Source organism: Streptomyces sp. NPDC048295, from assembly GCF_040652135.1.
Taxonomy (GTDB): Bacteria; Actinomycetota; Actinomycetes; order Streptomycetales; family Streptomycetaceae; genus Streptomyces.
In genome coordinates this window covers 134,988-149,882 of sequence record NZ_JBEZLL010000027.1, presented here as the reverse complement: position 1 = coordinate 149,882, position 14,895 = coordinate 134,988, and the positions used below count along the sequence as shown (strand labels likewise).

Below are 14,895 nucleotides of genomic sequence, written 5' to 3'. Positions count from 1 at the left end.
GCAGGGGGGACCCTGTGGGAGAGTAGGACGCCGCCGAACTCCTTTTACGGGAAAGCCCCGTGCCCTTGTGGCACGGGGCTTTTCTGCGTTTACAGGCATGTACCGACCGGTCACCCGATGAGTCGTTCCGTCGAGACCGGCCTCGTGCGAGCACGTCCGCATTGTTGTGGAAGGGGCGGGGAAGACCCCGTGAGAGCCCGTCAGAGTCTTCTGCGGTCAGTGGTTTTGAGCATCCCTGAGTTCGGGGTATGCTTTACCTCGTTGCCACAGCGCAGCAGGCCCCAATAGCTCAGTCGGTAGAGCGTCTCCATGGTAAGGAGAAGGTCTGCGGTTCGATTCCGCATTGGGGCTCAGAAGAACAGGAAGGGCCCCCGCCAGTCGGCGGGGGCCCTTCCTGTTGATGCATCCGTACTGGTACTCCAGCGGTAGATCGTGATCATGCTGGTGCTGCGGCCTGGCGATGGTGTTGGCTTGCTTGGGATCGGACCTGGTGGTGGCGTCGCCAGTGGGGGCTGCGGCTGTACCTGGTGTGCACTCCGGCCGGGATGCCGATCCTGTAGGCCCTGGCAGACCCGAAGATCGGTGAACGCGAGGTGCTGGCCGCGATGCTGGAGGTCGAAGCGGGCATCGTTGCCGCGCACGACGGCATCCTGCTCATCTCTGACAAGGGCTTCGCCGGCCGGGCCTTCGAAGGGCTGCTGGCCGACTACGGCATCACCTTTCTGCGGCCCTCCCGCAAGCGCGAGAGGGACCGCTACGGCGAACCGATGCTGAAGAAGGTCCGCCAGCTGATCGAGTCGGTCAACGACACTCTCAAGGGCCAGCTCGACCTGGAAGGCCACGGGGGCGCAGCTGCGCGGGCGTCGCGATCCGCGTCGCCCAGCGCATCCTGGCCATGGCCGCCGCGATCTGGCTGAACAACCTGACCGGCGCACCCATCACTCGATCGTTGATCGCCTACGACCGCTGAAGAGTCAGTGGTCGGTGCCGGTTGAGGGGCTGGTGAAGACGATTCGGTTGCCGTCCGGGTCGGTGATGGGCAGGATGCGGGAGGTGGTTGTGTTCTGGGCTCCGCCGTGGTTGATGCCTGCGCCTGCGAGCTGGGTGAGGCGTTCGTCGAGGTCGGACTCGGCCAGGATCGCGGTCGAGTGTCCGGCGCGGTTGGGGTCGGCCCAGACCTGGACGCCGTAGGTGTCGGAGAGGTGCCACTCGACCAGGCCGTGCATCGGTCGGGTGTCGGGCCCTCGCCCGAACAGCGCGGTGTACCAGGCGGTCGCCGCGTCCAGGTCGGTGACGGTCATCTGGGCGAGCAGTCGTTGGATCGTCATATCGGTTCCCCTGCTGCTTTGTTTGGTGTCCGGCGTCTGCCGGGGGCTCAAGTCCCGGACTCGTGGATTCGGAGGAAGTTGCCCAGCGCGTCGAGCCATGCGCCGGTGCCCTGCTCGCGCCAGCTCGGCTCCTCGTTGCCGTTGAGGAAGGTGCCCTGCTCAGTCAGGACCAGGCGGGTGCCAGCGCCCTCGTGGTGGAACTCCACCGTGGTCAGCGACACCGTCGCCAGTTCGTCGCCAGCGTTGAGGGTGGAGGTGTAGACGAGCCGCTGGTCCGGGACGATGTCGCGGTACCAGGACTCGAAGACCAGCTCCACACCGTCGGTGCGGCGGGCCCGGTTGACCTCGTGTCCGCCGACCCGGAAATCCAGCTCGTGCGTGGCGTCGACGCCGGAGAACCAGCTGGCCTTGGCCTGCGGGTCGGCCCAAGCGGAGAACACGCGGGCGGGCGGGGGCGGGTAGTGGCGTTCGAGGCAGAAGGTGGCGTGTGTGATCTGGCGATCGGTCATGTCCTTTTCCCGCGTCCGGAGTCGGTGAGGTCGTCGGGGACGGCGCAGCTGGTGGCCAGGTGGTGACCGAGCCGGTCCAGGCACTTCTCCCAGGCGGTGCGCTGGGCGGCGAGCCACTCCTCCGCCGCGCGTAGCACAGTGGGCTCGATCCGGCAGGTGCGGACCCGACCGACCTTCTCCGAGCGCACCAGCCCGCACTCCTCGAGCACCTGGAGGTGCTGCATCACTGCGGGCAGCGACATGGCGTAGGGCTGGGCCAGGACGCTGACCGAGGCCGGTGCCCCGACCAGCCGCTGGACCATGTCCCTGCGGGTGGCATCTGCCAGCGCCTGGAAGACCCGGTCTAGGTCCACCTGTTGTTTAGGCATGTACTTAACTATGGGGACGCATCCCCGAATAGTAAAGAGACTGGTTAAGTATCTGTCGATACTGTCATTCACCTCGGCTCCGCGAGGATCACGACGGTGTGGCGGATGGCAGACAGCTCTCAGCCGAGCCGGGGCCCGCCAGCGGCGAGGCTCCAGCAGTCCGAGCGCCTCGACTGCCGAATGCCCTGCTCGGCACCTTCCCGAGAAGGAGCCACATCCAATAGGACTTGCTCGTCTAGGGGTTGGGAGTCTCGGGCACACGCATGGCGAGGATGGCCATATCGTCCGAGGCCGGCTCGGCGGCGAAGCGCTCCACCGCCCGCAGGATGCGAGCCGCCACCGCACCCGCCGTGAGGCCCGTGCAGGTGGACAGGACGTCCGCCAGACCGTCGTCGCCCAGCATGCGGGTGCCCTCCCGGCGTTCCGTGACGCCGTCGGTGACGCACAGCAGGACATCGCCCGGGGCCAGGGTCACCGTCTGCTCGTACAGTTCGAGTTCCTCGATGACTCCCAGCAGCGGCTGGGGCTCGGCCGCCGCCTCGACCGAACCGTCCTGACGCAGGCGCAACGGCAGCGGGTGTCCCGCGCAGACCACCTTCAGAAGGGCGCTGCCGTCCTCCTGGGGCCACAGCTCGCCGTACAGGAGGGTCAGGAAGCGGCTGCGGGCGCCCTCGTCCAGGATGGCGGCGTTGAGCCGCTCCAGGACCGCGGGGCTGCCGAAGCCCTCGCGGGCGAGGAGGCGCAGGGCGTGGCGGGCGAGGCCCGTGACGGCCGCGGCCTCCGGACCCGTACCGCATACGTCACCGATGGCGAAGCCGTAGGCGCCGTCGCGGATCGGGAAGACGTCGTAGAAGTCACCGCCGACTTCGTTGCCCTCGCCGGCGGCGCGGTAGATGACCTCGATCTCGACATTGGGGACGTCGGGCAGCCCCGGCGGCAGCAGACTGCGCTGCAGGGACTGGCTGATCGCCATGCGCTCCGAGTAGAGGCGGGCGTTGTCGAGGGCCAGGGCGGCGCGGCGGGAGAGGTCCTCGGCCAACTCCAGGATCTCCTGGCGGAAATGGTCGTCGGAGGGCTTCCCCAGCGTCAGCATGCCGATGACACGGTTGCGGGCCACGAGCGGCAGGACCACCGTCTCGCCGCCCACCGCGGCTGCGGTGGCGAGCGTCGTACGGATGCCGGAGCCCAGCCTTCCCGGTTCGACCAGCCGGCCGGTCTCACCGAGGCCCAGCGTGCGCATCGAACTCCGCAGGGCCGCCTGGTGGGCGGCCTCGGACGGGGCGGTCCAGACGCGGGCGCCGGGGGTCGGCACGGGGTCGGGCGGTGCGATCTTGGAGAGCAGGGCCTTGAGCCCGTCGATGCGCTCCTCGTCCTCGTGCAGTACGTAGGAGAGGTATGGCTCGGACGACTGGTCGGCGATCGTGTACACGGCGCACCAGGTGGCCAGGGTGGGGACCGTCATCTGGGCCATCAGCGCCAGGGTCTGGTCCCGGTCGAGGGTTCCGGCCAGCAGGTCGGAGGCCTCGACGAGGAAGGAGAGGGAACCGCGGCGGAGGCGCTCCAGCTCGCCCAGACGGGCCGACTCGACCGCCAGCGCGATCCGGTCCGCGGCGAACTGCAGGCGCAGGGCCTCCTCGTTCGAGTAGCGGCCGGCCGCTTCGGCGGCGACGCCGAGGGAGCCCGTCAGCCGCCCTTCGACCTTCAGCGGGACGGTGACGACGGAACGCATCCCGGTCCCGCCGAGCAGCGGGACGGCGCCCGGCACGTTGTCGAGGTCCTCGTGGACGGCGGGCATCCGGGCGGATCCGTACCGTCCGGTTCCGGCCTCCACCGGGACGCGGGCGAAACGCTGGCGGGCGGAGGGCAGGCCCGTGGTGGCCCGTACCTCCAGTTCCGTCTCGTCGTCCGTTGCCAGCAGCAGGAAGGCCGCATCGGCGTCGAGCATGTCGCGGGCCCGTTCGACCGTGCGCTGGAGCAGGCCGTCGAGGTCGTCCGGGGCGGGGGAGCCGATGAAGATCTCGAACGGGTCCGTCTTGCCGCTCTCGGCGCTCGTGTCGGACACCGGTGCGCGGGCCGGCGACTGGAGCACGGCGCGTTCGTAGTCGCGGACGAGCAGGCAGACGGTCGAGGGATCGCCGTGGGTGTCGCGGACCCGAAGGTGCGAGGCGTAGACGGGGATGACCCGGCCGTCGTCGCCCCGGATCCCGTAACTGCCTTCCCAGCGCGAGAGCTGGAGGGCGTCGACGATGCCCGTGTTGGTGCCGGGGGTCTGGGGCCAGGCGGTGAAGTCGGTGAGCTGTTTCCCGGTGACCTGATCCGCGGTATGACCGAAAAGGAATGCGGCGTCCTCATTCCAGGCCGCGATGGAGCCGGCGCTGTCGATCTGGACGACCGCCACCCGGACGCGTTCGTCGGCGACGGGGAGCAGTCCCACGGGGAGCAGCGGGCCCGCCGAGCGGATGCCCACCGGGCGCTCAGGCAGGTCGAGCTGGAACCAGACATGTTTGCGGGTGGGCGAGTACTCGACGCCCCACCGGGTGGCGAGTGCCGCGCAGAGCAGCAGCCCTCGGCCGTTCTCGCGGTCCGGGCTGCCGAAGTCCGGGCCCGCGCTCTGGAGCGGGACCTCGCGTTCCGGGTAGTGGTCCGAGACCTCGATCCGGACGCCGTCCTCCGTGCGCAGACAGAGCACATCCGCCGCGGTGCCCGCGTGGATCACGGCGTTGGTCACCAGCTCGCTGGTGAGGACGACCGCGTCGTCGACGACATCGGTGTAGCCCCACCCCTGCAGGGTGTCGCGGACAAAGGCGCGGGCGGTCGCGACCGAGCGCCCGACCGGGTCGAAGGTGGCGGCCGCGCGCGCGGTGATCACAGCACTCCCCATTGGTGTCTCGTCGCTTCCCCGAGTCCTGTGCCCGTTTCTCGCCGCTTCGATTCGCCTGCCAGGCTAGACGCTCGGTCTCGGTGCCGGATACACGAGGGGCGACTTCGGGCAGGAGCGAGCAGGAACGGACCTGTGAACGGACAAGTGTGGGCTTCTCAGCCGGGTGATGCGGGACAACCCTTGGAGCTTGCACCCCGGCTGCGTAGGGCCTGGTACGTTTCAACGATTTGACGTCCCCATGGTCACCCGTCGACGGTGGTCCGTGGCGGTGAGCCAAAGAAGATCTGGGCAAGCTCCCAGACAAGGCCCGAGCGATACGGTCAACCCCTGCGGGAGGGACACGGTGGAGTCTGGCGTGGCGGCGCGGGGCAAAAGCACGCGCACAAAAGGCGGACAGTCCGTGAAGAAACAGCGCAATGGAACCATCGACGTCGACGCGGCGGCGCTCAACAGACTGCTGGCGGGCCTCGTGGCGATGCGCGACGGGAATTTCCGCAGGCGTCTGACCGTCTCGGGCGACGATGTGATGGCGCAGATCGCGGCGGTCTTCAACGAGGTCGCCGACCGCAATCTGCATCTCACCGGTGAGCTGGCACGGGTGCGGCGGGTGGTCGGACGTGAGGGGAAGCTCACCGAGCGGCTGGAGACGGGAGCCTGCGAGGGCTCCTGGGCCGCCGCGATCGATGCCTCCAACGAGCTCGTCGACGATCTGGCACGCCCGGTCTCGGAGGTCGGGCGGGTGCTGTCGGCGGTGGCCGACGGTGATCTCGAACAGCGGATGGAACTGCGCTCGCACACGTCCGACGAGACGGTACGGCCGCTGCGCGGCGAGTTCCTGAAGGTCGCCCGTACGGTCAACAGCCTCGTCGACCAGCTGTCGGCGTTCACCGAGCAGGTGACGCGGGTCGCGGTCGAGGTCGGTACCGAGGGCAAGCTGGGCGGACAGGCCCAGGTGCGCGGGATGTCCGGGTCGTGGAAGGACCTCACGGACTCCGTGAACACCATGGCGTACCGGCTGACCGCGCAGGTGCGCGACATCGCCCTGGTGACGACGGCGGTCGCCAAGGGCGATCTGTCGCGGAAGGTCACCGTCCATGTGGCCGGCGAGATGCTTCAGCTGAAGAACACCGTCAACACGATGGTCGACCAGCTGTCGTCGTTCTCCTCCGAGGTGACCCGGGTCGCCCGTGAGGTGGGCACGGAAGGCGAGCTCGGCGGGCAGGCGACCGTGCCGGGTGTGGCCGGGGTGTGGAAGGACCTCACCGACTCCGTCAACACGATGGCCGGGAACCTCACCTCCCAGGTGCGCGGTATCGCCGAGGTGACCACGGCCGTCGCCAACGGCGACCTGTCCCAGAAGGTCACGGTGAGCGCCCGTGGCGAGGTCGCGCAGCTGGCCGAGACCATCAACCAGATGACCGACACGCTGCGGCTCTTCGCGGACGAAGTGACCCGGGTGGCCAGCGAGGTCGGTGGCGAGGGTCTGCTCGGCGGTCAGGCGAAGGTGCCGGGTGCGGCGGGGACCTGGAAGGACCTCACCGACTCGGTGAACACGGTCTTCCGGAACCTGACGACCCAGGTGCGGGACATCGCGCAGGTGACCACGGCGGTGGCCAACGGTGACCTGTCGCAGAAGGTCACCGTCGATGTCGCGGGCGAGATGCTGGAGCTGAAGAACACCGTCAACACGATGGTGGACCAGCTCCAGGCCTTCGGTTCGCAGGTGACCCGGGTCGCCCGGGAGGTCGGTGTCGAGGGCCGGCTCGGCGGTCAGGCCGAGGTGCCGGGTGCGGCGGGGACCTGGAAGGACCTCACCGACTCGGTGAACGCGGCATTCCGTAACCTCACCGGGCAGGTGCGCGACATCGCGCAGGTGACGACCGCGGTGGCCAACGGTGACCTGACGCAGAAGGTCACCGTCGATGTCGCGGGCGAGATGCTGGAGCTGAAGAACACCGTCAACACGATGGTGTCGCAGCTCTCCAGCTTCGCGGATCAGGTGACGGGGATGGCGCGTGACGTGGGTACGGAGGGCCGCCTCGGGGGCCAGGCCCGGGTGGACGGCGTCTCGGGCACCTGGAAGGAGCTCACCGACTCCGTCAACTTCATGGCCGGGAACCTGACTTCGCAGGTGCGCCAGATCGCGCAGGTGACCACCGCGGTGGCGCGGGGTGACCTGTCGCAGAAGATCGATGTGGACGCGCGGGGCGAGATCCTGGAGCTGAAGAACACCATCAACACGATGGTCGACCAGCTCTCCGCCTTCGCGGAGCAGGTGACCAGGGTCGCCCGTGAGGTCGGTACCGACGGGCGGCTGGGCGGGCAGGCGCAGGTGCCCGGTGTGGCCGGGGTGTGGCGCGATCTGACCGATTCGGTGAACGGCATGGCGGGCAACCTCACCGCTCAGGTCCGTAACATCGCGCAGGTCGCCACCGCGGTGGCGCGGGGTGACCTGTCGCAGAAGATCGATGTGGACGCGCGGGGCGAGATCCTGGAGCTGAAGAACACCATCAACACGATGGTCGACCAGCTCTCGAACTTCGCCGAGCAGGTGACCAGGGTCGCCCGCGAGGTGGGCACGGAGGGCATCCTCGGCGGCCAGGCCGAGGTACAGGGGGTGTCCGGTACGTGGAAGGACCTCACCCAGTCCGTCAACGGCATGGCGAACAACCTGACCATGCAGGTCCGCAACATCGCCGAGGTCACCACCGCGGTCGCCAACGGTGATCTCTCCAAGAAGATCACCGTCGACGCCCGGGGCGAGATCCTCGAACTGGTCACGACCGTCAACACCATGGTCGACCAGCTGTTGAACTTCGCCGACGAGGTGACCAGGGTGGCCCGTGAGGTGGGCACCGAGGGCATTCTCGGCGGCCAGGCCCGGGTGCCGGGTGCGACGGGCATCTGGAAGGACCTCAGCGACAACGTCAACCTGATGGCCAACAACCTGACCAGCCAGGTGCGGAACATCTCCCGGGTCTCGTCGGCGGTCGCCAACGGCGATCTGCGCAAGAAGGTCACCGTCGAGGCGCGCGGTGAGGTCGCCGAGCTGGCGGACACCGTCAACACGATGGTGACGACCCTGTCCTCGTTCGCCGACGAGGTGACGCGAGTCGCCCGCGAGGTGGGCACGGAGGGCGAACTGGGCGGCCAGGCCAGGGTGCCCGGGGTCTCCGGTACGTGGAAGGACCTCACCGAGTCGGTGAACTCGATGGCGTCCAACCTGACGGGTCAGGTGCGTCAGATCGCCGCGGTCACCACCGCCATCGCCAAGGGCGACCTCACCAAGAAGATCGACATCGACGCGCGCGGTGAGATCCTGGAGCTGAAGAACACCATCAACACGATGGTCGACCAGCTGTCCTCCTTCGCCGAGCAGGTGACCCGGGTGGCCCGCGAGGTGGGCACGGAGGGGCAGCTGGGCGGCCAGGCCCGGGTCCGGGACGTCGACGGCACCTGGCGCGACCTCACCGAGTCGGTGAACGAGATGGCCGGAAACCTCACCCGTCAGGTGCGGGCCATCGCGGCCGTCGCCACCGCGGTGACCCGTGGCGATCTCAACCTGAAGATCGATGTGGACGCGGCCGGCGAGATCCAGGCCCTCCAGGACAACATCAACACCATGATCGCCAATCTGCGCGACACCACGGCGACCAACAAGGAACAGGACTGGCTCAAGGGCAACCTCGCCCGGATCTCCGGCCTGATGCAGGGGCGCCGCGACCTGGACGACGTGGCCTCGCTGATCATGAGCGAGCTGACACCGGTCGTGTCCGCGCAGCACGGTGCGTTCTTCCTGGCCATGCCGACGGGGGACACCGGCGCGGTGGGCCCGGACAGCGATGCGGAGGGCTCGTACGAACTCTGCATGAGGGGCAGCTACGGATACTCGGCGGGCTCGATGCCGACGTCCTTCCGGCCGGGCGAAACGCTCATCGGCACGGCTGCCGAGGAGAAGCGGACCATTCAGGTGGACAACGTTCCGCCGGGCTATCTGAAGATCTCCTCCGGTCTCGGCGAAGCGCCGCCCGCACATGTGATCGTGCTGCCGGTGCTTTTCGAGGGGAAGGTGCTCGGCGTGATCGAGCTGGCGTCCTTCCAGCCGTTCACCCATATTCAGCGGGACTTCCTCAACCAGCTCGCGGAAATGATCGCGACGAGCGTCAACACCATCAGCGTCAATACGAAGACCGAGAAGCTCCTCGAACAGTCGCAGGAGCTCGCCGCGCAATTGCGGGACCGTTCACAGGAGTTGGAGAACCGGCAGAAGGCGCTCCAGGCGTCCAACGCCGAACTGGAGGAGAAGGCCGAACTGCTCGCGCAGCAGAACCGCGACATCGAGGTCAAGAACACCGAGATCGAGGAGGCCCGTCAGGTCCTGGAGGAGCGCGCCGAGCAGCTCGCGGTCTCGATGCGCTACAAGTCCGAGTTCCTGGCGAACATGTCGCACGAGTTGCGTACGCCGCTCAACTCGCTGCTCATTCTGGCCAAGTTGCTCGCGGACAACGCCGAGGGCAATCTCTCGCCCAAGCAGGTGGAGTTCGCCGAGACGATCCACGGGGCCGGTTCCGATCTGCTCCAGCTGATCAACGACATTCTCGATCTGACGAAGGTCGAGGCGGGCAAGATGGACGTCAGCCCGACCCGGATCGCACTGGTCCAGCTGGTGGACTACGTGGAGGCGACCTTCCGGCCGCTCACGGCGGAGAAGGGGCTCGACTTCTCCGTGAGGGTCTCGCCGGAACTGCCGGCGACCCTGCACACGGACGAGCAGAGGCTGTTGCAGGTGCTGCGCAACCTGCTCTCCAACGCGGTGAAGTTCACCGACAGCGGGGCGGTCGAGCTGGTCATCCGGCACGCCAACGAGGATGTGCCGAACGCCATCCGTGAGCAGCTCCTGGAGGCCGGCTCACTGCGTGACGCGGACGCCGACCTGATCGCGTTCTCGGTCACCGACACCGGGATCGGGATCGCTTCCAGCAAGATGCGGGTGATCTTCGAGGCGTTCAAGCAGGCGGACGGCACGACCAGCCGCAAGTACGGCGGTACGGGGCTCGGGCTGTCCATCAGCCGGGAGATCGCCCGGCTGCTGGGCGGCGAGATCCATGCGGCCAGCGAGCCCGGCCGAGGCTCGACGTTCACGCTGTATCTGCCGCTGCACCCGAGCGAGTTGCCGCCGCAGGGATACCCGCAGATCGGCCCCGGGCCCATCGAGACGCAGGGCGTGGCGATCGATGAGGGGCTGCTGCCGGAAGCCGGTCCGGGTGCCGGCAACGCGGCCGCGGCACCCGGACCGGCCGGTGCGGCCGGTCTGATGCGGCGCCGTCGCAAGAGCCTGGAGAGTGCGGAGCGGCGGCCCGCACTGCCGCCCCGGAGCACCGCGCCGGCGGCTCCGCAGGAGCCGTGGACGCTCGCCGGGCAGGAGGAACCCGAGGTCCGCAGGGCGTTCCGGTTCCGTGGCGAGAAGGTGCTCATCGTCGACGACGACATCCGCAACGTCTTCGCGCTCACCAGCGTGCTGGAGCAGCACGGTCTTTCGGTGCTGTACGCGGAGAACGGGCGCGTGGGCATCGAAGTCCTGGAACAGCACGACGATGTGACGGTCGTACTGATGGACATCATGATGCCGGAGATGGACGGCTATGCCACGACGACGGCGATCCGCCGGATGCCGCAGTTCGCCGGGCTGCCGATCGTCGCGTTGACGGCGAAGGCGATGAAGGGCGACCGGGAGAAGGCGCTCGAATCCGGCGCTTCCGACTATGTCACCAAGCCCGTCGATCCTGATCATCTTCTTTCCGTAATGGAGCAGTGGATGCGCGGAGAGTGATCATTAGTTGAGTGAATTGCGATGAGTCTCCGATTGACCGTGCTCGCAGGGGTGTGAGAGGGCGCTGTACGGGGAACCTTCTGGTCCCCCACCGCGTTTCTGCTGTGTGCACAGTGACATCGCGGTGACAGGGTGTGGCGACGGGCGGGGTGCGGCTACCATGACCGGCACAAGGACGGACGGCGTAAGGGAGTCGTCCCCTGGGGCGGCGCCCGGTGCAATTCCGGGGCGAGGAGGACGGGCCATGGTGCAGAAGGCCAAGATCCTCCTGGTCGATGACCGGCCGGAGAATCTGCTGGCGCTGGAGGCCATCCTCTCTGCGCTCGATCAGACACTGGTACGGGCATCGTCAGGGGAGGAAGCGCTCAAAGCGCTGCTCACGGACGACTTCGCGGTCATTCTGCTGGACGTCCAGATGCCGGGCATGGACGGTTTCGAAACCGCCGCGCACATCAAGCGGCGGGAACGGACCCGGGACATCCCGATCATCTTTCTCACTGCGATCAATCACGGTCCGCATCACACCTTCCGGGGTTATGCGGCGGGCGCGGTGGACTACATCTCGAAGCCGTTCGACCCGTGGGTGCTGCGGGCCAAGGTCTCGGTCTTCGTCGAGCTGTACATGAAGAACTGCAAGCTGCGTGAGCAGGCGGCGCTGCTTCGGCTCCAGTTGGAGGGCGACGGGGGCGGCGCGGACCACGAGAAGGAGCCCGCCGGACTGCTGGCCGAGCTCTCGGCGCGGCTCGCGGCCGTCGAGGAGCAGGCTGAGGCGCTCTCCAAGCAGCTCGACGACGAGTCGGCGGACGCCGCGGCGGTGGCCACCGCCGCCCATCTGGAGCGCAAGCTGACCGGGCTGCGCCGGGCGCTGGACGCCTTGGAGCCAGGCACCGGAAGCGGCGCGGCCACCCTTCCCTCGTAACGCCGCGGCCGACTCGCCGCGGCCGGGTTGCCGGGAGGGCCGGCCGTGTCGGCGGTGGTCCGGTGGTACGACTTCCGGCCGGGGCGCGGCGGTTGTCCGGGCTCCCGGCCCAACTGCCCCTTGCACGGCGACGTGCGACGATCCGTGAGCGGGACCTCCGGCGGTGAGGTCACGTCAGTTTGCCGCCCCTGTACAGCGACACGGACGGGTGAAGCGGGCCGCGCTCGTGTCAACAGCCGTGGACACCGGTAACCTCGGCACCATGGCCTCACGTACGTCCGGCAAGGGTTCCCAGGGCACGGCGGGCACCGCGAAGCGCGTCGGCCGTACCGCGGGACCGGCCAAGAAAGCCGCGCCCGCGAAGAAGACGGCTGCCAAGAAGACCGCGCCCGCGAAGAAGGCCCCCGCCAAGAAGGCGGCGGCGAAGAAAGCGGCCCCGCCCAGGCCCGCCCCGTCGCCCACCAACGGTGTCTACCGCCTGGCGCGCGCAGTCTGGCTCGGTACGGCCCACGCCGTCGGAGCGACGTTCCGCGGCGTAGGACGTGGCGCGAAGGGGCTCGACCCCGCACACCGCAAGGACGGCGTCGCGCTGCTGCTGCTCGGGCTCGCACTGGTGGTCGCCGCGGGCACCTGGTCGAATCTGCGCGGTCCCGTCGGCGACCTGGTGGAGATGCTGGTCACCGGGGCCTTCGGCCGGCTCGATCTGCTCGTACCGATACTGCTCGGCGCCATCGCCGTACGGCTGATCCGCTACCCGGAGAAGCCCGAGGCCAACGGCCGTATCGTCATCGGGCTCTCCGCCCTCGTCATCGGGGTGCTCGGGCAGGTCCACATCGCGTGCGGATCGCCCGGCCGGGAGGACGGCACCACGGCGATGCAGAACGCGGGCGGGCTCATCGGCTGGGCGGCCTCCAAGCCGCTGATCTACACGATGGGCGAGGTTCTCGCCGTACCGCTGCTGCTGCTGCTCACCGTCTTCGGGCTGCTGGTCGTCACCGCCACCCCGGTGAACGCCATCCCGCAACGGCTCCGGTTGCTCGGCACCAAGCTGGGCCTCCTCCACCCGGAGTACGACCCCGAGGCGGACGAGGAGAACGACGACGAGCGCTACGAGGAGCAGTGGCGCGAGCAGCTTCCGGCCCGCTCCCGCCGCTCCCCGGCACGCCGCTCCGAAGTGCCCGACGAGTACGACCCCGAGCACGCCGAGGCCGAGGCGCTCTCCAAGCGCCGCAGGCCGCGCAGGCCGTCCGTGCAGCCCGCGATGAACCGCACCATGGACGCGGTGGACGTGGCGGCCGCCGCGGCCGCCGCCCTCGACGGAGCCGTGCTCAACGGCATGCCGCCCTCGCCGCTCGTCGCCGACCTCACCCAGGGCGTCTCCGCCGAGCGTGAACGCCCGGGCACACCGGTCCCCGGCGCCAGGGAGGGCGAACCCTCCTCCGGAGGAGTGAAGCAGCCACCGCCCGCGGGCGGCGTACCCGATCTCACCAAGTCCGTCCCCGACTCGCAGTCCCAGCCGCTGCCGGCCCGCGCCGAGCAGCTCCAGCTCTCCGGCGACATCACCTACTCGCTGCCCTCGCTCGACCTGCTGGAGCGCGGCGGCCCGGGCAAGACCCGCAGCGCCGCCAACGACGCCATCGTCGCCGCGCTGACGAACGTCTTCACCGAGTTCAAGGTCGACGCCGCCGTCACCGGTTTCACCCGTGGACCGACGGTCACGCGGTACGAGGTGGAGCTCGGCCCGGCGGTGAAGGTCGAGCGGATCACCGCGCTCGCCAAGAACATCGCCTACGCCGTCGCCAGTCCCGACGTCCGGATCATCTCCCCGATCCCGGGCAAGTCCGCGGTCGGCATCGAGATCCCCAATACCGACCGGGAGATGGTCAACCTCGGCGATGTGCTGCGCCTCGCGGACGCCGCGGAGGACGACCACCCGATGCTGGTCGCGCTCGGCAAGGACGTCGAGGGCGGCTACGTGATGGCCAACCTGGCGAAGATGCCGCACGTGCTGGTGGCCGGTGCGACCGGTTCCGGAAAGTCGTCGTGCATCAACTGCCTGATCACCTCGGTCATGGTGCGGGCGACCCCGGACGACGTCAGGATGGTCCTGGTGGACCCCAAGCGCGTCGAGCTGACCGCGTACGAGGGCATCCCGCACCTGATCACGCCGATCATCACCAACCCGAAGCGCGCCGCCGAGGCGCTCCAGTGGGTGGTGCGGGAGATGGACCTGCGCTACGACGACCTCGCCGCGTTCGGGTACCGGCACATCGACGACTTCAACCAGGCCGTCCGCAACGGCAAGGTCAAGCCGCCGGAGGGCAGTGAGCGCGAGCTCTCGCCCTATCCGTACCTGCTGGTGATCGTCGACGAGCTCGCCGACCTGATGATGGTCGCTCCGCGCGACGTGGAGGACGCCATCGTCCGGATCACCCAGCTGGCCCGCGCCGCCGGTATTCACCTGGTGCTCGCGACCCAGCGGCCCTCGGTCGACGTCGTCACCGGTCTGATCAAGGCGAATGTGCCTTCCCGGCTCGCCTTCGCCACCTCGTCGCTGGCCGACAGCCGGGTCATCCTCGACCAGCCCGGCGCCGAGAAGCTCATCGGAAAGGGTGACGGTCTGTTCCTGCCGATGGGGGCGAACAAGCCCACCCGTATGCAGGGCGCCTTCGTCACCGAGGACGAGGTCGCGGCAGTCGTCCAGCACTGCAAGGATCAGATGGCGCCGGTCTTCCGCGAGGACGTGGTGGTCGGCACGGCCAGGAAGAAGGAGATCGACGAGGACATCGGCGACGACCTGGATCTGCTCTGCCAGGCCGCCGAGCTGGTCGTCTCCACCCAGTTCGGGTCCACCTCGATGCTCCAGCGCAAGCTCCGGGTCGGCTTCGCGAAGGCCGGCCGGCTGATGGACCTGATGGAGTCCAGGAACATCGTCGGGCCCAGCGAGGGATCCAAGGCCCGCGACGTCATGGTGAAACCCGACGAGCTGGACGGCGTGTTGGCGCTGATCCGCGGGGAATCCGCTCCGTAGGAGAAGTAGGTGAAGTACGGGCAACCGTT

The 14,895-nt window shown here is 68.6% G+C and carries 8 protein-coding genes and 1 tRNA gene; 5 read left to right on the top strand and 4 right to left on the bottom strand.

The window, feature by feature from the left end:
• Window positions 1–278 precede the first annotated feature (278 nt).
• Window positions 279–351: transfer RNA gene (locus tag AB0D53_RS32340), tRNA-Thr, on the top strand.
• A 254-nt stretch (window positions 352–605) separates the two neighbouring features.
• Complete coding sequence (locus AB0D53_RS32335) at window positions 606–917, top strand: hypothetical protein (protein ID WP_362452712.1); 312 nt, start codon at window positions 606–608, stop codon at window positions 915–917.
• 57 nt (window positions 918–974) lie between these two features.
• Here AB0D53_RS32335 and AB0D53_RS32330 read toward each other — a convergent pair whose 3' ends face one another.
• The 4 genes from AB0D53_RS32330 to AB0D53_RS32315 form a co-directional block, all read right to left on the bottom strand.
• On the bottom strand, window positions 975–1,328 hold the full coding sequence (locus AB0D53_RS32330) for a VOC family protein (RefSeq protein ID WP_362452711.1): 354 nt from the start codon (window positions 1,326–1,328) through the stop codon (window positions 975–977).
• A gap of 47 nt (window positions 1,329–1,375) precedes the next feature.
• Window positions 1,376–1,837, bottom strand: coding sequence for an SRPBCC family protein (locus AB0D53_RS32325; RefSeq protein ID WP_362452709.1), 462 nt, complete (start codon window positions 1,835–1,837; stop codon window positions 1,376–1,378).
• Window positions 1,834–2,205 carry a metalloregulator ArsR/SmtB family transcription factor gene (locus AB0D53_RS32320; RefSeq protein WP_362452708.1) on the bottom strand — a complete coding sequence of 124 codons (372 nt, stop codon included), beginning with the start codon at window positions 2,203–2,205 and terminating at the stop codon, window positions 1,834–1,836. The genes AB0D53_RS32325 and AB0D53_RS32320 overlap by 4 nt, the downstream gene beginning before the upstream one ends.
• A gap of 235 nt (window positions 2,206–2,440) precedes the next feature.
• Window positions 2,441–5,074 (bottom strand): SpoIIE family protein phosphatase, encoded by a 2,634-nt coding sequence (locus AB0D53_RS32315; RefSeq protein ID WP_362452706.1) that lies wholly within the window; start codon window positions 5,072–5,074, stop codon window positions 2,441–2,443.
• Between the two features lie 412 nt (window positions 5,075–5,486).
• On the opposite strand from AB0D53_RS32315, the gene AB0D53_RS32310 reads away from it, so the two are divergent.
• The 3 genes from AB0D53_RS32310 (at window position 5,487) to AB0D53_RS32300 (ending at window position 14,866) form a co-directional block, all read left to right on the top strand.
• The gene (locus tag AB0D53_RS32310; RefSeq protein WP_362452705.1) at window positions 5,487–10,916 is read left to right on the top strand and encodes a HAMP domain-containing protein; all 5,430 of its coding nucleotides are present in this window, start codon (window positions 5,487–5,489) and stop codon (window positions 10,914–10,916) included.
• Between the two features lie 244 nt (window positions 10,917–11,160).
• Window positions 11,161–11,835 carry a response regulator gene (locus AB0D53_RS32305; protein ID WP_362452703.1) on the top strand — a complete coding sequence of 225 codons (675 nt, stop codon included), beginning with the start codon at window positions 11,161–11,163 and terminating at the stop codon, window positions 11,833–11,835.
• A gap of 262 nt (window positions 11,836–12,097) precedes the next feature.
• Window positions 12,098–14,866 (top strand): DNA translocase FtsK, encoded by a 2,769-nt coding sequence (locus AB0D53_RS32300; RefSeq protein WP_362452702.1) that lies wholly within the window; start codon window positions 12,098–12,100, stop codon window positions 14,864–14,866.
• Window positions 14,867–14,895 lie beyond the last annotated feature (29 nt).